Here is a 16609-nt window from a genome sequence, read left to right as displayed (position 1 = left end):
GTTCGGGGTGCGCGGGCCCCTCCGGGGGCGGACGATCGGGACGTGGACGACGTGGATCCGGCCTCCCAGCACGCCGCGGGGCCGGACGGTGTGGGCGGCATCCGGCTCGGGACGCCCCGGGGGCGGTGGGTCATCCTGGCCACGGTGCTCGGTTCGGGCATGGCGATGCTCGACGGCACCGTGGTCAATGTGGCGCTCCCGAGGATCGGCGCCGACCTCGGTGCCTCCCTGGCGGCCCTGCAGTGGACCGTCAACGCCTACATGCTCACGCTGGCCGCGCTGATCCTGCTCGGCGGCTCGCTCGGCGACCGGTACGGGCGGCGGCGGGTGTTCCTGATCGGGGTGTGCTGGTTCGCCGCCGCCTCGGCCCTGTGCGCGGCCGCGCCCACCATCGGGGTACTGATCTTCGCCCGTGCGCTGCAGGGTGTCGGCGGCGCGCTGCTGACCCCCGGGTCGCTGGCCATGCTCCAGGCGGTGTTCCACCCGGACGACCGGGCCGGTGCGGTGGGCGCCTGGTCGGGGCTGGGCGGGGTCGCGGCGGCCGTGGGACCCTTCCTCGGCGGCTGGCTGGTGGACGGCCCGGGCTGGCGGTGGATCTTCCTCCTGAACGTCCCGCTGGCGGCGGCCGTGGTCCTGGTGACCGTCCGCCACGTCCCCGAGACCCGCGACCCGGCGGACGAGGGCCGGTTCGACGTCCGCGGCGCGGTGCTCGCCGCCCTCGCCCTGGCCGGTGTGACCTACGCGCTCACCGAGGGCGGCAAGGGCCTCTCGCTGATCGCCGGGGTGGCCGGTGTGCTGTTCGGGATCGCCTTCGTGGTGGCGGAGCGGCGGTCCGCCAACCCGATGCTCCCGCTGGGGCTGTTCGCCTCGCGCCTGTTCACCTCGGTCAACCTGGTCACCCTGTGCGTGTACGCCGCCTTCAGCGGCATCTTCCTGCTGCTCACCGTGCAGTTGCAGACGGTGGCCGGGTTCAGCCCGCTGGCCGCCGGGGTGGCGTTGATCCCGATCACGGTGCTGATGCTGGCGCTCTCCAGCCGGGCCGGACGCCTGAGCAAGGCGATCGGGCCGCGCCTGCCGCTCTTCCTCGGCCCGATGATCTGTTCGGCCGGGGTGCTGATGATGCTGCGGATCGGCCCGGGCGCCTCGTACTGGACGGACGTGCTGCCCGCGGTGACGGTCCTGGGCGCGGGGATGACGCTGGTGGTCGCGCCGCTGACGGCCACCGTCCTGGCGGCGGTGGACGTGCAGCGGGCGGGCATCGCCAGCGGGGTGAACAACGCCGCGGCCCGGGCCGCCGGGCTGTTCGCCGTCGCGGCGCTGCCCGCACTGTCCGGGCTGAGCGGCGAGGCGTACCAGGTGCCCGCCGAGGTGAACGACGCGTTCCACACCGCGATGCTGATCTGCGCCGGGCTGCTCGCGGCGGGCGGGCTGCTGGCCCTGGCGACCGTACCCAGCGATGCGCTGGAGCCCGACCGGCCGGTGGCCGAGCCCGACTGCGACTGGTACTGCGGGCCGACGACCCCGCCCATCGGGCCCGGCCGCGAGGGCCCGGCGGGCCGGGCCGGCGTCAAGCCGGACGGCCCCGCTCGGACGTGAGTGAGCGGGGCCGTCGGGGCGTCGGGCCGTCAGATGTCAGACATCAGCCGACAGTCAACGACTGACAGCTGACAGATTTCAGAGAATGTCACCCGGCGCGTACTTGGCAGCCGCCGGATACGTGTCCGCGACCGCCTGGACCCGCCGTACCACCTCGGCCACCTGCGCCCCCGCCGCACCGGTGAAGGACAGCCGGTCGGCCAGCAGCGCGTCCAGTCCGGCCCGGTCCAGCGGGATCCGGTCGTCCGCCGCGAGCTTGTCGAGCAGCGCGTTCTCCCGGGCGCCCTCGCGCATCGCGAGCGCCGAGGCCACCGCGTGCTCCTTGATCACCTCGTGCGCGGTCTCCCGCCCGACACCGGCCCGCACCGCGCCCATCAGCACCTTGGTGGTGGCGAGGAACGGCAGGTAGCGGTCCAGCTCGGCCTCGATCACGGCGGGGAACGCGCCGAACTCGTCGAGCACGGTCAGGAAGGTCTCCAGCAGGCCGTCGAACGCGAAGAACGCGTCCGGCAGCGCGACCCGGCGGACCACCGAGCAGGAGACGTCGCCCTCGTTCCACTGGTCGCCGCCGAGCTCGGCGGTCATCGACGCGTAGCCGCGCAGGATCACCGCGAGGCCGTTGACGCGCTCGCAGGAGCGGGTGTTCATCTTGTGCGGCATGGCCGAGGAACCGACCTGGCCGGCCTTGAAGCCCTCGGTGACCAGCTCGTGGCCGGCCATCAGCCGGATGGTCTTGGCCAGGCTGGACGGCGCGGCGGCCAGCTGGACGAGCGCGGTGACGACCTCGAAGTCCAGCGACCGCGGGTAGACCTGGCCGACGCTGGTGAGCACGTTGGCGAAGCCCAGGTGGCCGGCCACCCGGCTCTCCAGCTCGGCGAGCTTGTCGGCGTCGCCGCCGAGCAGGTCGAGCATGTCCTGGGCGGTGCCGACCGGGCCCTTGATCCCGCGCAGCGGGTAGCGGGCGATCAGCTCCTCGAGCCGGTTGAAGGCGACCAGCAGCTCGTCGGCGACGGTCGCGAAGCGCTTGCCGAGGGTGGTGGCCTGGGCGGCCACGTTGTGCGAGCGGCCCGCCATGACCAGCTCGGCGTGCTCGGCGGAGAGCCGGCCGAGGCGGACCAGGACGGCCACCGTACGGTCGCGGACGTGCTCCAGCGACTGCCGGATCTGCAGCTGCTCGACGTTCTCGGTGAGGTCCCGCGAGGTCATGCCCTTGTGGATCTGCTCGTGCCCGGCGAGCTCGCTGAACTCCTCGATCCGGGCCTTCACGTCGTGCCGGGTGACCCGCTCACGGGCGGCGATCGACTCCAGGTCGACCTGGTCGACGACCCGCTCGTAGTCCGCGACGGCGGTGGCCGGGACCTCGATGCCGAGATCCTGCTGGGCCTTCAGGACGGCGAGCCACAGATGGCGCTCGAGGACCACCTTGTGCTCGGGGGACCACAGCTGGGCCAGGGTCGCCGAAGCGTACCGGGAGGCCAGGACATTGGGGATCTGGGGCTTCGCGCTCACGCTTCGCAAGCCTAACAGTCGAGGTCACGACAGCCGACGGCGGTACACGCGGGCCCGCCCGCGGCGCGCCCGCCGGGCCGCGGCGGCGCGGCTCAGAACAGCGCGTCCTGGGCATCCGGCCCAGCCGGCCGGACACAGCTGCGCAGGTCGAGTCCCGCGCACCGCCGGACGTCCCCGGCCGCCAGGCCCCACCCGGCCAGCAGCCGGGTGTCCAGCAGCAGCGGCCCGCCGCCCCCGGCCGCGCCCGCGGCGGGGTCGGCGGCGGCACCGGGTCCGGGACCGGGACCGGGACCGGCGTCCGCATCGGGGTCCGCATCGGGGTCGAGGAACAGGTGGCCGCCGATGGCCGGGCGCAGCGTCCCCGCGAGGGTGGCGCCGGGGCTCAGCGCGGTGATCTTCCGGTACGCCGGAGGTACGCCGTCGGCCAGGCCGAACAGCGCGGTGTGGTCGGTGACGGGCTGGTCGGGCAGCAGGTCGAGCTCGTGGCCCGCCAGCAGCCGGAGCACCTCGCGGCGGCCGTCGGTCAGCTCGCGCCGCCGGTCCGCGACCTCGGCCAGTCCCCACCAGGCGGCGGACTTGACCTCGCTCCTGACCCGTTCCCGGGCCAGGCCCGCCTGCGCGACGGTGAGTTCGGCCCGGCGGACGGCCGGCAGCCGGCCGCGTCCGACGAAGGTGAAGACCGGCGCAGCCTGGTCGAGCAGCCGGGCGGTGCCCCGGTGCTCCCCGGTCAGGCCGATCTTGAGCAGTCCGGGGCCGAACCAGGCCAGGTACAGGCGGTAGGTGCGGCCGTCGTCGAGGATCTGGTCCCGGGCGAGCGCCAGGCCCGGGTCGAGCCGCTGGCAGGTCCCGCACTGGCTGCTGCGGCCCTCGGCGGGGATCAGTTCGCCGTACGGGCAGCGCCGGTGCTGCCGTCCGGTGCGCACCCCGGTGCAGCGGCGCGGTCCGGTGACCGTCCAGCCGATCCGCATGCCGCCGACGAGTTCGCGGGCGTGTTCGCGCCGCCAGTCGGTCGCGGCCAGCCGCGGGACGCCGTCGTGCCAGCCGAGGCCGGTCACCGTCCAGCCGCTCACCGCGCCCCTCCCCTCCCCCTACCTCTCGTACCTCGTGCCCGTCCGGGCGCCGGACCCGTGCTCAGCGGGCGGTGAGCAGCGGGAGGACCTGGCGGCAGAGCTGGTCGAGCGAGGTGCGCTGGTCGTCGTCGAGGCTGTCGAAGGCCTCGTGGGCGCGGGTCATGTCGTCGCGGATCCGGTCGAGGATGGCGCGGCCCTCGGCGGTGATCGCGACGATCTTGACCCGGCGGTCGCCGGCCGCGGTCTCGCGGTGGGCGAGGCCGAGCGCCTCCAGCCGGTCCACGATGCCGGTCACGTTGGAGGCGTCACAGCCGAGCCGGCCGGCCAGCGCCCGCATCGGCACCGGCTCCAGGACCGCCTTGAGCGCCTTGGCCTGCGAGGGGTTCAGGCCGTGCCGGCCCGCGGCCAGGGCGAAGTCCTGGAAGTAGGCCGTGCCGACGGCCGCCACCGCGTCCATCAGGTCGACGGTGGAAGGTGCCGGGGTGGTCGCTGTGGTGCCCATGTCGGCCAGGTTACGCCGAGATGGTTCACCAGCTCCAGCTTTGACCCCGGCAAGTGCCTGCGGAATGTCCTCCGGGCCCGGCCGGAACGCCGTCGGTTCAGAGCACCATCAGCCCGAAGAGGTGCCGCAGCTCCGCCTCCGGGTCGGCGGTCAGCCCGGTGTGCACCGGGCCGGGCTGGAGGACGGCGCTGCGCGGCGCGGTCAGCCAGCGAAAGCGCCGGCCGGGGCTGTCGCCGGCCGCGGGCCCGGCGGCCGGTCCGCCCGCGCAGACCGCCTCGACCCCGTGCAGGGCGCGCCGGACCCCGGCGACGTCCGCGACCGGGTCGAGCGCCAGCAGCCGTCCCTGGTCGAGGTGGGTGCGGGCACCGAGGTACTCGGTCCGCCGGCAGTACAGCAGGACGCCTACGTTGACGAACTCCCCGCGCTCGACCCGGGGGACCGCGCGCAGCACGGCGTACTCGTAGTCGTGCCGGACCTCGGCCTCCGGGCCGTCGGGCCCGCCCTGCCCCGCCGGATCGAGCAGGTACCTCTGGTCGCCGTTCATGCCGCCATCTCCGGAAGCCAGTCCCGCGGGGCCGCCAGGCGGGCCGTGAGCTGCGCGATGTAGGCCTCGCGTACGGCCTGCGGGCCGTCGAAGCCCGCCTCGTCGGTCAGCCACTCGTCCGGGATCGCCTCGACGGCCGCGGGCAGCGCCTCGGCGGCGGCCGGGCCGAGGTCGGCGTCGGCGGCCTTCAGGTCGGGTGCCGCACCCAGCAGGGCGTGGTCCGAGGCGTCGTACGGCCGCCCGATCCAGTTGGCGGCGCCCGCCCAGTGGTGGTGGAAGATCAGGCTCGCGCCGTGGTCGATGAGCCGCAGGCCGCCCGCGGCGACCAGCAGGTTGGGGTTGCGCCAGGACCGGTCGACGTTGCCGATCAGCGCGTCGAACCAGAGCACCCGGCCCGCCAGTTCGGGGTCGACCTCGAAGCAGAGCGGGTCGAAGTTGAGCGCGCCGCTGACGAAGGCCATGCCGAGGTTGACGCCGCCGCTGGCCCGGATCTGCTCCTGGATCTGCGGTTCGGGCTCGCTGCGGGCGAGCACCGGGTCGAGGTCGATCCGCACCAGCTCGGGGACCGGCAGCCCGAGCCCGCGGGCCAGTTCGCCGGCCAGCACCTCGGCGACCAGCGCCTTGCGGCCCTGGGCGGCGCCGGCCCACTTGAGCACGTACAGCCTCCGGTCGTCGGCCTCGACCAGGCCCGGCATCGAGCCGCCTTCACGCAGGGGCGTCACGTACCGGACCGCCGTCACCTCGGGGAGCATCGGGCCAGCCTACCGACCGTCCGAGGGCTCCCGCGCGCGTCTGCGGTGGCAACGGCAGAGGGTCGGTGAGAGGGTGGCGGACAACTGTCCTGGTTCGGCACAAAACGGCACACAAGGGATGGACGATGGAGCGACCTCGGATCCTGATCGTCGGCGGCGGCTTCGCCGGCCTGGAGTGCGCACGCCGCCTGGAACGCAAGCTCTCCCCCTCGGAGGCGGAGATCTCGCTGGTCGCCCCCTTCAGCTACCAGCTCTACCTGCCGCTGCTGCCGCACGTCGCGGCGGGCGTGCTGACCCCGCAGTCGGTCGCGGTCTCGCTGCGCCGCTCCCTGCACCGCACCCACATCGTCCCGGGCGGCGCGATCGGGGTCGACCCGCGCTCCAAGGTCTGCGTGGTCCGCAAGATCACCGACGAGGTCACCGCCGAGCGGTACGACTACCTGGTGCTGGCCCCCGGCAGTGTCACCCGCACCTTCGACATCCCCGGTCTGCCGGACTACGCGCGCGGGATGAAGACGCTCGCCGAGGCGACGTACGTGCGCGACCACGTGATCGCCCAGCTCGACCTGGCCTCCGCCACCCGCGACGAGCGCGAGCGCGAGTCCCGGCTGCAGTTCGTGGTGGTCGGCGGCGGCTACGCGGGCACCGAGACGGCGGCCTGCCTCCAGCGCCTGACCACCGCCGCCAGCCGGCGCTACCCGCGGCTGGACCCCCGGCTGATCAAGTGGCACCTGATCGACATCGCGCCCAAGCTGATGCCCGAACTCGGCGACAAGCTCGGGGTCACCGCGCTGCAGATCCTGCGCGAGCGCGGCATCGAGGTGTCGCTGGGCGTCTCGGTGGCCGAGGTCGGCGCGGAGACGGTGAAGTTCACCGACGGCCGGGTGCTGCCCTGCCGGACCCTGATCTGGACCGCCGGGGTCGCCGCCAGCCCGCTGATCGGCACGCTGGACGCGGAGACCGTACGCGGCCGGGTCGCGGTGACGGCGGAGATGCGGGTGCCGCAGTTCGAGGGCGTCTTCGCGCTCGGCGACGCGGCGGCCGTCCCGGACCTCGCCAACGGCGACGGCGCGGTCTGCCCGCCCACCGCCCAGCACTCCGCCCGCCAGGGCCGGGCCTGCGCCGACAACCTGGTGGCCGCGCTGCGCGGCGAGCCGCTCGAGCCGTACTACCACAAGGATCTCGGGCTGGTCGTGGACCTCGGCGGCAAGGACGCCGTCTCCAAGCCGGTCGGTATCGAACTCCACGGCCTGCCGGCCCAGTTGGTGGCCCGCAGCTACCACCTGATGGCGATGCGGACCAATGCGGCCAAGTTCCGGGTCGGCGCCAACTGGCTGCTGAACGCGACCGCCGGCGACGACTTCGTCCGCACCGGTTTCCTGGCCCGCCAGCCCGCCCGGCTGCGCGACTTCGAGTACACCGACGCCTATCTGACCAAGGACCAGGTACGCGCCCACGCCCAGGCGCTGCTGGCCAAGGGCTAGGGTCGGTCCGGCGGACCTTGTCGGATCAGCGTGCGGCGTCGGGCGCCCGTCTGGGCGTGCGCCCGGATCGGCCTCGTACTGGACGTACTTGGGCGATTCGGGCGTGCGTCCAGTCGGGATGATCCGGCGTCGCACGCCCGGCAAGGTCCGCCGGACCGGCCCTGGGCCGCCGAGCGGTCCGGCGCCGCCGTCCCGGGTGGGACGGCGGCGCCGGCTCGTGTCCGCTCCTGGCGGGCCGGGTCGGCCGCGGGGGCGGCCAGGGCCTTTCCTAGCGGGCGGCCAGGTACACCCCGGTGGTGTCCTTGCCCGCCGTGTTGCGGCAGGACCAGTTGCCGGTCGGCTGCGCGTTGAGCAGCGTCAGGCAGCGGCCGAGCGCGAGCTGGGCGTAGTAGTTCGGGTGGAACGACTCCTGCAGGGTGCCCTGCGTGGAGGTGCCCATGTCGAGCCAGCGGGCCCACTCGCTGGTGGTCGCCGAGGGCGCGCTGGAGGAGGTCGCCAGCTTGGTCGCCTTCGAGCAGACCTCGCGGCCCTGCAGCAGGTCGCGCAGGTCGAGGAACTGGACGCCCTTGGCGGCGGCGACGGCGGCGATCCCGTTGGAGATCTGCGGGACGAGGCTGTCGCGTGCCCAGTCCGCGTCCTGGTTCCAGAACGGACAGCCGCCGGTGTTGGCCCGGGTCCAGCCGCTCTCCGGGTAGCGGTTCTCGCTGCTGCGCGGGATCGGCGACGGGTAGGACTGCAGCACGATCCGGTAGCTGCCGTTGGCGTAGCCGGCCGCGGACATCACGGCCCGGATCTCGTCGACCGACTTGGAGACGCCCGCCATCGCCGCGTTCATCTGCGAGTCGACCGCGTCCTGCTGGTCGTCGTGGCAGTAGGAGTACCAGACCAGGTAGTCCTGCACGCAGCTGGAGATCACGTCGGCGAAGCCCAGGTCGTTGCCGCCGATCGAGAGGGTGATCAGCTTGACGTTGTACTGCCGGGCCACGGTCGCCAGCTGGTCGGCCTGCGGGGCCTCGCCCTTGAAGGACTGGCCGCCGTTGGACGCCCGGAAGACGTTGGAGCTGACGGCACCCGAGCAGGCCAGGTTGATCTGGGCCTGGCTGATGGTGCCGGCGCTGCGGATCTCGGCCACGTCCGAGCGGTCGCACCCGCTCGCGTACGTGCTGCCGTAGACCCGGGAGGGGTCGTAGCCGCTGCCGGTGTAGGCGCGGTCGGTGCCGCTGCGGCTGCCGCTGGTGGTCAGGCTGTTGCCCTGCCAGCGTCCGGCCTCGCCGGAGATGTAGCTGTCCCCCATCGAGACGGTGGCGGTGGTGGTACCGGCCGTCTCGGCCGCCCCGGCGGGGGCGGCCAGCGCGGTCAGGCCGGGCAGGGCGAGCGCTGCTGCGGCGAGCAGCGCGAGGAGGCGCGGGGTGCGTGGGGTTGTGCGTCGGCTCTTGGGCACGGCGAAACTCCTGCGGACGGCCTCGCGAAGGTGGGGTCGCGAGGCACGGGTGAGGGTGGGCCGCCGGCCGGTGGCGCGATGAATGTGACATGCCCGCGCTTGTTACCGCTAGGTATCCGACAGAGGTATTTCGCTGAGTTACCGGTCGGTTCAGATCAGTCGCGAGCCGTCGCCGCGGCCGCCGAGGATCCCCGCGAGATCGTCCGCGAGCGCGGTCGCCTCGGCCGCCGTCAGGGTCGAGACGGTGAGCCGGATGCCGGGCGGGGACTGCTGCCGGTAGCGGGCGCCCGGCGAGGGCACCCAGCCCCGCTGCACCAGGGCCGCGGTCACCCCTGACTCGTCCGGGACCGGCACCCACACGTTCAGTCCGCTCTCGCCGTGCGCGGCGATGCCGCGGGCGGCGAGCGCGGTCAGCAGAGCCTCCCGGCGCTCGCGGTACGCGGCGGCGACCTCCCCGGGCGGCGCGGCGCCGGTGCGCCACAGCTCGGCGACCGTCCGCTGGAGCAGCAGGCTGACCCAGCCGGTGTCGAGCCGCTGGCGGCCGAGCACCCGGTCCACGGTGTCGCGGTCGCCGAGCAGCACCGACAGCCGCAGGTCGGGGGCGAGCGCCTTGGCGGCCGAGCGGACCAGCGCCCAGTGCCGGACCGCGGCGCCGCCGCCGTCCGCCGCGACCAGCGACTCGAACGGCTGGTGGACCATGCCGTGGCCGTGGTCGTCCTCGATCACCAGCACCTCCGGGTGGGCCGCCAGCACCGGGCGCAGCCGGGCGGCCCGGGCGGCGCCGACCGCGGCGCCGGTCGGGTTCTGGGCCCGGCTGGTGACGATCAGGGCGCGGGCCCCGGCGGCCAGCGCGGCGCCGACCTCGCCGGGCAGCGGCCCCTGGTCGTCCAGGCCGACCGGGACGGTCCGCAGGCCGAGTGCGGGCAGCAGGTCGAGCAGGCTGCCCCAGCCCGGGTCCTCGACCGCGACCAGGTCGCCGGGGCGCAGCCGGGCGGCCAGCACCCGGCCGATCGCGTCGAGCGAACCGGAGCAGACCGCGAGCGCGCCCTCGGGGGCGCCGTCGGCGCGGTAGGCGGCGGCGGCCAGCTCCAGCAGGCCGGGGTCGGCCACCGGGTCGCCGTACATCACCGGACGGTCGGCGGCCGCGGCCGCGGCGACGGCCAGCGCCGGGCCGGGGTCGGGCAGCAGCGCCGGGTCCGGGTTGCCGCTGGAGAGGTCCCGGGCGCCGGGCGGGACCGGGATCCGGACCTGGTCGCGGGGGGTGGTGACGGGCCGGGGCCGGATCCGGCTGCCCTTGCGGCCGGCCGTCTCGATGACGCCCCGGTCGCGCAGCAGCCGGTAGGCGGCGGCGACGGTGTTGGGGTTGACCCCGAGCTCGCCGGCGAGGTCGCGCAGCGCCGGCAGGGCCGCGCCGGGCGCCAGCGCCCCGGCACCGACCGCGCGCTCGACGTCGGCGGCGATCTCGGTGGCGCGCCGACCCTTGATCCGATAATCTCCTAGCACAAACACAAGTATGCACTAGTACATAGAGGTTGTCATGTCGGACACGGCGTACGCCCGGACCCCTCGCACCACCCCCACCCGCTACAAGGACCGCGCCACCTGGGAGAAGGAGGCGATCCAGCGGATCCTCGACAGCTCCTGGGTCTGCCACCTCGGCTTCGTCGCACCGGACGGCGCCCCGGTGGTGCTGCCCACCATCTACGCCCGGGTCGGCGACCGGCTGTACGTCCACGGCTCGACCGGCAGCCGTCCGCTGCGCGCCGCCGGCGGCGACCAGGGCCTGCGGGTCTGCGTGACGGTGACGCTGGTGGACGCCCTGGTGCTGACCAAGTCGGCGTTCAACCACTCCGTCAACTTCCGCTCGGTGGTGGCCCACGGCACCGCGTACCAGGTCACCGACCCCGAGGAGCTGGCCCTCGCGCTGGACGCGCTGGTCGACCACGCCGTGCCCGGCCGCTCCGGCGAGGTCCGGCCGGCCAACGCCAAGGAACTGGCCGCCACCGCCGTGGTCCGGCTCGACCTGGACGAGGTCTCCGCCAAGACCCGCGCCGACGACGCGGACGACGACGACGCCGACCTCGGACTGCCGCACTGGTCCGGCCTGATCCCCGTCACCACCGTGTACGGCACCCCCGAGCCGCACCCCTCCAGCCCCGGCCCGCTCCCCGCCCACCTGAGCGGGTTCGGCCGCGGCGGCGCCTGATGCTGATCCGCTCCTGGGACCGCGGCGACGAGGACGAGTGGCGCGCCTGGCTGGCGGCCGGGCGGGACTTCGGGCTGCTGGCGGCCAACGGCCCGGCCGGCGCCGGCCCGGTCCTGGTCCCCACCCACTTCCTGCTGGACGCCGGCCGGGGCGAGATCCTGCTCCACCTCGCCACGCCCAACCCGCTGTGGGCGGCCGTCCGCGCCGACCCGCACGTCACCCTGGCGGTGACCGACGACTACGTCTTCGCCCCCGGCCACTGGCGCGGCGAGCCCGCCACCCCGACCAGCTACTACGCCTCGGTGCACTTCCACTGCACCGCCGAGCCGGTCGAGGACCCGGCGGGCAAGGCCGAGATCCTCAACCGCCAGCTGGCGCACTTCCAGCCGGAGACCCCCGAGGTCCGGGTCGAGCCCGGCCGGCCGCCGTTCGGCCCGCTGCTGTCCGGCCTGCGCGGGCTGCGGCTGACGGTCCGCGAGGTCCGGGCGAAGTTCAAGTACGACGACAAGAAGCCGGTCCCGGTGCAGGCCGCGCTCGCCGAGCGGCTGGCCGGGCGCGGCGAGGGCCTGGACGCGGCGGCCCGGGCGCAGCTGCTGCGGCGCAACGCCCGCCGGGCGGGCGGCTGCCCGCAGGCCTGACGGCCCGTACGGGCGCACGGCGGGCCCCGACACCCGGCCGATCGGGTGAGCCGGACGGCGACCTGTCGACCCGTCAGCTTCCCGGCGCGCGATCCGGGCCGAGTGCTGGTGGAATGGCAAGGATTGCTGTTCACCCGGCCGAGCTGGTGGGCCGCCGGATCCCGGGAGCGCGCCCTGTCCACCTCCACCCAGCCCCAGCCCGCCGACCAGGCCCACCTGGGGCATGTGGTCTTCATCTCGGCCGCGGCCGCGATGGGCGGCTTCCTGTTCGGCTACGACAGCGCCGTGATCAACGGTGCGGTGACGGGCATCCAGAAGCACTTCGGCGTCGGCAACGGCGAGACCGCGTTCGTGGTGGCCATCGCGCTGCTGGGCTCGGCGGGCGGCGCGGTGGTCGCCGGGCGGCTGGCCGACCAGTTCGGCCGGGTCCGCACCATGCTGCTGGCCGCGGTGCTGTTCGCGATCAGCGGGGTGGGCTCGATGTTCCCGCCCAGCATCCAGGTGCTGGCGGTGTGGCGGGTGGTCGGCGGTGTCGCGATCGGCATCGCCTCGGTGATCGCGCCGACCTACATCGCCGAGGTCGCGCCGACCGCCTACCGCGGCCGGCTGGCGTCCTTCCAGCAGCTGGCCATCGTGCTCGGCATCACCGTCTCCCAGCTCGCCAACTACGCGCTCAACCAGGCCGCCGGCGGCGACTCCACCAACCACCTCGGCGGGATCCAGGCCTGGCAGTGGATGCTCGGCGTGGAGACCATCCCGGCCCTGGTGTACGGCGGGATGGCGCTGGCCATCCCGGAGTCCCCGCGCTTCCTGATCGCCAACCGCAAGGAGGCCCAGGCCCGCAAGGTGCTGCGCGAGGTCGAGGGCGAGGGGGTCGACCTGGACGCCCGGGTCGCCGAGATCCGCGCGGTCCTGAACACCTCGCACCGGCCGCGGCTCAAGGAGCTGCTGGGCGGGCGGTTCGGACTGCTGCCGATCGTCTGGGTCGGCATCGGCGCCTCGGTGTTCCAGCAGTTCGTCGGCATCAACGTGATCTTCTACTACTCCTCCTTCCTGTGGCAGTCGGTCGGCATCAACGAGAGCAACTCGCTGCTGATCAGCCTCTCCACCTCGATCGTCAACGTGGTCGGCACGGTGGTGGCCATCGCGCTGGTCGACCGGATCGGCCGCAAGCCGCTCGCCCTGGCCGGCTCCGCCGGCATGGCGCTCGCGCTGGGCACCGCCGCCTGGGCGTTCTCCTACCGGCAGGGCACCGGCGACACCGCGACCCTGGACGACACCTACGCGACGGTCGCACTGGTGGCCGCCCACGTGTTCGTGTTCTGCTTCGCCTTCTCCTGGGGCGTGGTGGTCTGGGTGCTGCTCGGCGAGATGTTCCCGAACAAGATCCGGGCGCTCGCCCTCTCGGTGGCCGCCTCCGCGCAGTGGATCGCCAACTGGGCGATCACCGTCACCTTCCCGGACCTCGCCGACTGGAACCTGTCGGCCACCTACGTGATCTACGCCGTATTCGCGCTGCTCTCCATCCCGTTCGTCGCGTTCTGTATCAAGGAGACCAAGGGCAAGGCGCTGGAGGAGATGGGCTGACACCCCGTCGGCCGGGTGGCGCGGATCCCGGACACCGGCGCCGCACGATCAGTAGCATGCACCCGCGGGCCGTAGCCGCCGCCCGCCGGCCGCCGCGGCACGCGGCCCACCCGACGGAGAGGTCATGGGCAGTTCCCGGCAGAACGTCACCTTCCCCAGCAACGGGCACACCGCCCACGGCTACCTGGCGCTGCCGCCCCAAGGCGTCGGCCCCGGCATCCTGGTGGTGCAGGAGTGGTGGGGGCTGACCAGCCACATCGCCGACCTGGTCGACCGCTTCGCCGCCGAGGGCTTCGTCGCGCTCGCCCCCGACCTGTACGGCGGCGCCGTCGCGCACGACCGCGAGGAGGCGGCCCGGATGCTCGCCGAACTGCCCGCCGAGCAGGCCGCCCAGGACCTCTCCGGCGCGGTCGGCTTCCTGCTCGAGCAGCCCCAGGTGGTCGGCGACGCGGTCGGCGTGACCGGGTTCTGCATGGGCGGCGGGCTCGCCCTCGTGCTGGCCGCGCAGCAGGGCGACCGGGTGGCCGCGGTGGTCCCGTTCTACGGGCTGCCCCGGGACCGGGACTTCGACTACCGCGGCCTCACCGCGCACGTCCTCGGGCACTACGCCGAACAGGACCGCTCCTACCCGCCGGCCGCCGTCGACGAGGCCGCGATCCGGATCGGCGAGGCCACCGACCGGCGGCCCGAGATCCACTTCTACCCGGCCGGCCACGCCTTCATGAACGACGAGGACCCGAACGGCCACTACGACGCCCTGCAGGCCCGGATCGCCTGGCAGCGCACCCTCAGCTTCCTCTGGGGCCACCTGGGCTGACCCCGACCGGCGGAACCGGGCGGCCACCACGGCCGTCCCTGCGGGCGACAGCCGCTCCACGGAGGGACGCCCGTGCCCGACCCGCTGCTCTTCCTCGACGTCGACGGGGTGCTCAACCCCGCGCACCCGGACCCGGACGACCACTTCGACCGCCACCAGCTGCTCGGCTACCCGGTGCTGCTCTCCCAGCGCCACGGCGAGTGGCTGCGTGAACTGGCCGGGCACTACCAACTCGTCTGGGCCACCACCTGGGAGGAGCAGGCCAACCTCCACATCTCCCCGCGGCTCGGCCTGCCCGAGCTGCCCGTGGTCCGGTTCACCGGGTACGTGCCGCAGCCGGACGACCCCAGGGTCCCGCTGCTGGACCTGTTCTCCGGGCGCAAGTGGGCGCCGATCGTCCGCTACGCCGACGGCCGGCCGTTCGCCTGGATCGACGACATCATCCCGGGCAGCCTGCGGCGGCGGGCCCTCCCGCGGCGGGACCGGACACTGCTGCGGGTCGACCCCGGGCAGGGCCTGCAGCGCCGGCACGTCGACCGGCTGCTGGCCCGGCCGCCCCGGCCGGGCCTGCGGCACCTCGCGAACCCGCTGCGCGGGCGGGCCGGCGGCCGCGGCCCGGGGTGACGGCGGCGGCCGGGACCAGGCCACCCGATGCCGATTGGCATTGTCGCAAAAGCACCGGTCAGGGATAGATTCGCCGTATGCGAATCCGGATCATCGACGCTTTCACCGACCGACCCTTCAGCGGCAACCCCGCCGCGGTCTGCCTGCTCGACGGACCCGCCTGGCCGCAGCCCGAGCAGATGCGCCGGATCGCCGCCGAGATGAACCTCTCGGAGACCGCGTTCGCCCTGCCGCTGCCCGGCGGCGACGCCGACTGGGGCCTGCGCTGGTTCACCCCCGTCGAGGAGGTCAACCTGTGCGGGCACGCCACCCTGGCCACCGTCCACGCACTCCACTCGGACGGCCTGCTCGGTGAGGGCTGGGTCCGCTTCGACACCCGCGGCGGGCTGCTGCGCGCGCTCCCCGAGGCCGACGGCACGATCACCCTGGACTTCCCCGCCAACCCGCACCTGCCGGTGGACACCCTGCCCGGCATCGAGGAGGCGCTCGGCCGGCCGGTGCTCGCCGCCTTCGAGACCGGCGCCCTCGCCGACCACCTGGTGCTGCTGCCCAGCGAGCACGCCGTCCGCGCGCTGTCGCCGGACCTCGGCGCGCTCACCCGGCTGCCGGTGCGCGGCGTCCTGGTCACCGCACCCGCCGACGACCCGGGATCCGGCTACGACTTCGTCTCGCGCTTCTTCGCGCCGGCCGTCGGCATCCCCGAGGACCCGGTCACCGGGAGCGCGCACACCGCGCTCGCGCCGTACTGGGCCGGTCGGCTCGGCCGGTCCAAGGTGACGGGCTACCAGGCCTCGCCGCGCGGCGGGCTGGTCCGCTGCGAGGTGGCCGGCGACCGGGTGCTGCTGGCCGGGCGGGCCGTCACCGTCCTGGACGGCGCGCTGCAGGCGCTGCCCGCGGTCTGAGCCGGGCGGGCGCCGCCGGCCCCGGCCCGGGTCAGCCGGTGGGCAGCCAGCTGACGTGGCCCGCGAGCAGCGCGTACCCGACGAACGCGACGGTGTCGATCAGCGCGTGCGCCACCACCAGCGGCATCACCCGGCCCCAGCGGCGGTACAGCAGGCAGAACACCACGCCCATCACCATGTTGCCGACCAGCCCGCCGACCCCCTGGTACAGGTGGTACGAGCCGCGCAGCACCGCGCTGGTCGCGATCACCGACGGCCAGGCCCAGCCCAACTGCCGCAGCCTGCGCACCAGGTAGCCGAGGACGACCACCTCCTCCAGGATGGCGTTCTGCCAGGCGGAGGCCACCAGGACCGGGATCCGCCACCACACGTCGGGCAGGCCGGACGGCGCCACGGCCAGGTTGACCCCGGCCGCGTGCGCGGCGAGGTACAGGCCGAGGCCGGTGCCGCCGATCGCGGCGGCCACCGCCAGCCCGCGCCCGAGGTCGGAGAGCTTGCGGGTGAGGTCGAAGCCGAGCACCCGCAGCGAGCTGCCCTCGCGGACCAGCAGGTAGCCGACCAGGACGACCGGCATCAGCCCGCGCGCGACGTAGAACAGCTGCCAGGCGAGGTCCAGCCAGGGCCGCCCGGGCGCCCGGGAACCGTTCAGCACGGCCACCTGGTGGCCGAGCGCGGCCGGTTCGGTCAGCGAGCCCACGAAGCTGATCGCGGACGAGATCCCGCTGGCCCCGAGCGACAGCCCCAGGACGATCAGCAGCTCCACGGCCAGCAGCCGGCGGGCGCCGGCGGCCTCCTCGGCCTGCGGGTCGGGCTCGGTCGAAGCGGTCGTCACCTGGTCTCCAGCGCGCGGTACCCCGCCCCGCGGAGGTGGTCCGGCGGGGCCCGGCGACCCGACCGGCCTCCGGGCCGATCATCCTTCCACAGCCGGATGAGAACC

16 protein-coding genes are annotated in these 16609 nt (G+C 74.4%); 8 read left to right on the top strand and 8 right to left on the bottom strand.

Translation table 11 applies throughout. The annotated features are described in order from the left end of the window. Positions 1–42 precede the first annotated feature (42 nt). Positions 43–1596 carry an MFS transporter gene (locus AC2TEW_RS29565; protein WP_484626413.1) on the top strand — a complete coding sequence of 518 codons (1554 nt, stop codon included), beginning with the start codon at positions 43–45 and terminating at the stop codon, positions 1594–1596. 78 nt (positions 1597–1674) lie between these two features. Here AC2TEW_RS29565 and purB read toward each other — a convergent pair whose 3' ends face one another. The 5 genes from purB to AC2TEW_RS29540 all read right to left on the bottom strand — a co-directional run bounded on the left by purB (position 1675) and on the right by AC2TEW_RS29540 (position 5973). Beyond that, a complete protein-coding gene (gene purB / locus AC2TEW_RS29560) occupies positions 1675–3105 on the bottom strand; it encodes an adenylosuccinate lyase (RefSeq protein WP_484626412.1) in 1431 nt (476 codons plus the stop codon). Positions 3106–3197: 92 nt separating this feature from the next. Further along, positions 3198–4175, bottom strand: coding sequence for a hypothetical protein (locus tag AC2TEW_RS29555; RefSeq protein WP_484626411.1), 978 nt, complete (start codon positions 4173–4175; stop codon positions 3198–3200). A 61-nt stretch (positions 4176–4236) separates the two neighbouring features. Next, positions 4237–4677, bottom strand: coding sequence for a MarR family winged helix-turn-helix transcriptional regulator (locus tag AC2TEW_RS29550; protein ID WP_033821370.1), 441 nt, complete (start codon positions 4675–4677; stop codon positions 4237–4239). Between the two features lie 97 nt (positions 4678–4774). Further along, on the bottom strand, positions 4775–5221 hold the full coding sequence (locus AC2TEW_RS29545; RefSeq protein ID WP_484626410.1) for a DUF3037 domain-containing protein: 447 nt from the start codon (positions 5219–5221) through the stop codon (positions 4775–4777). After that, positions 5218–5973 carry a HipA family kinase gene (locus AC2TEW_RS29540; protein ID WP_484626409.1) on the bottom strand — a complete coding sequence of 252 codons (756 nt, stop codon included), beginning with the start codon at positions 5971–5973 and terminating at the stop codon, positions 5218–5220. Before AC2TEW_RS29540 ends, AC2TEW_RS29545 begins: the two co-directional genes overlap by 4 nt. Positions 5974–6098: 125 nt before the next feature. Between AC2TEW_RS29540 and AC2TEW_RS29535 the strand changes: the two genes are divergently transcribed. Further along, the gene (locus AC2TEW_RS29535) at positions 6099–7457 is read left to right on the top strand and encodes an NAD(P)/FAD-dependent oxidoreductase (RefSeq protein WP_484626408.1); all 1359 of its coding nucleotides are present in this window, start codon (positions 6099–6101) and stop codon (positions 7455–7457) included. A gap of 268 nt (positions 7458–7725) precedes the next feature. Here the strand turns inward: AC2TEW_RS29535 and AC2TEW_RS29530 are convergent, their stop codons facing one another. Then, the gene (locus tag AC2TEW_RS29530) at positions 7726–8898 is read right to left on the bottom strand and encodes a GDSL-type esterase/lipase family protein (RefSeq protein ID WP_484626407.1); all 1173 of its coding nucleotides are present in this window, start codon (positions 8896–8898) and stop codon (positions 7726–7728) included. A gap of 150 nt (positions 8899–9048) precedes the next feature. Then, positions 9049–10401 carry an aminotransferase class I/II-fold pyridoxal phosphate-dependent enzyme gene (locus AC2TEW_RS29525; RefSeq protein ID WP_484626406.1) on the bottom strand — a complete coding sequence of 451 codons (1353 nt, stop codon included), beginning with the start codon at positions 10399–10401 and terminating at the stop codon, positions 9049–9051. A gap of 34 nt (positions 10402–10435) precedes the next feature. Between AC2TEW_RS29525 and AC2TEW_RS29520 the strand changes: the two genes are divergently transcribed. The 6 genes from AC2TEW_RS29520 to AC2TEW_RS29495 all read left to right on the top strand — a co-directional run bounded on the left by AC2TEW_RS29520 (position 10436) and on the right by AC2TEW_RS29495 (position 15672). Then, entirely contained in the window at positions 10436–11104 is a 669-nt protein-coding gene (locus tag AC2TEW_RS29520; RefSeq protein ID WP_484626405.1) for a pyridoxamine 5'-phosphate oxidase family protein, read from the top strand. After that, the gene (locus AC2TEW_RS29515; protein ID WP_484626404.1) at positions 11104–11742 is read left to right on the top strand and encodes an FMN-binding negative transcriptional regulator; all 639 of its coding nucleotides are present in this window, start codon (positions 11104–11106) and stop codon (positions 11740–11742) included. Before AC2TEW_RS29520 ends, AC2TEW_RS29515 begins: the two co-directional genes overlap by 1 nt. A gap of 252 nt (positions 11743–11994) precedes the next feature. After that, positions 11995–13329 (top strand): sugar porter family MFS transporter, encoded by a 1335-nt coding sequence (locus AC2TEW_RS29510; protein WP_484626474.1) that lies wholly within the window; start codon positions 11995–11997, stop codon positions 13327–13329. 124 nt (positions 13330–13453) lie between these two features. After that, positions 13454–14146 (top strand): dienelactone hydrolase family protein, encoded by a 693-nt coding sequence (locus AC2TEW_RS29505; protein ID WP_484626403.1) that lies wholly within the window; start codon positions 13454–13456, stop codon positions 14144–14146. 72 nt (positions 14147–14218) lie between these two features. Then, positions 14219–14770: an HAD domain-containing protein gene (locus AC2TEW_RS29500; protein WP_484626402.1), complete on the top strand. Its 552-nt coding sequence runs from the start codon at positions 14219–14221 to the stop codon at positions 14768–14770. Between the two features lie 77 nt (positions 14771–14847). Further along, positions 14848–15672, top strand: coding sequence for a PhzF family phenazine biosynthesis protein (locus tag AC2TEW_RS29495; RefSeq protein WP_484626401.1), 825 nt, complete (start codon positions 14848–14850; stop codon positions 15670–15672). A 31-nt stretch (positions 15673–15703) separates the two neighbouring features. Here AC2TEW_RS29495 and AC2TEW_RS29490 read toward each other — a convergent pair whose 3' ends face one another. Continuing rightward, on the bottom strand, positions 15704–16504 hold the full coding sequence (locus AC2TEW_RS29490) for a CPBP family intramembrane glutamic endopeptidase (RefSeq protein WP_033825441.1): 801 nt from the start codon (positions 16502–16504) through the stop codon (positions 15704–15706). Positions 16505–16609 lie beyond the last annotated feature (105 nt).

This window comes from Kitasatospora sp. NEAU-CNBT7 (genome assembly GCF_057220535.1).
The sequence above is the reverse complement of the archived record's forward strand: the minus strand, read 5'-3'. Positions and strand labels throughout refer to the sequence as shown.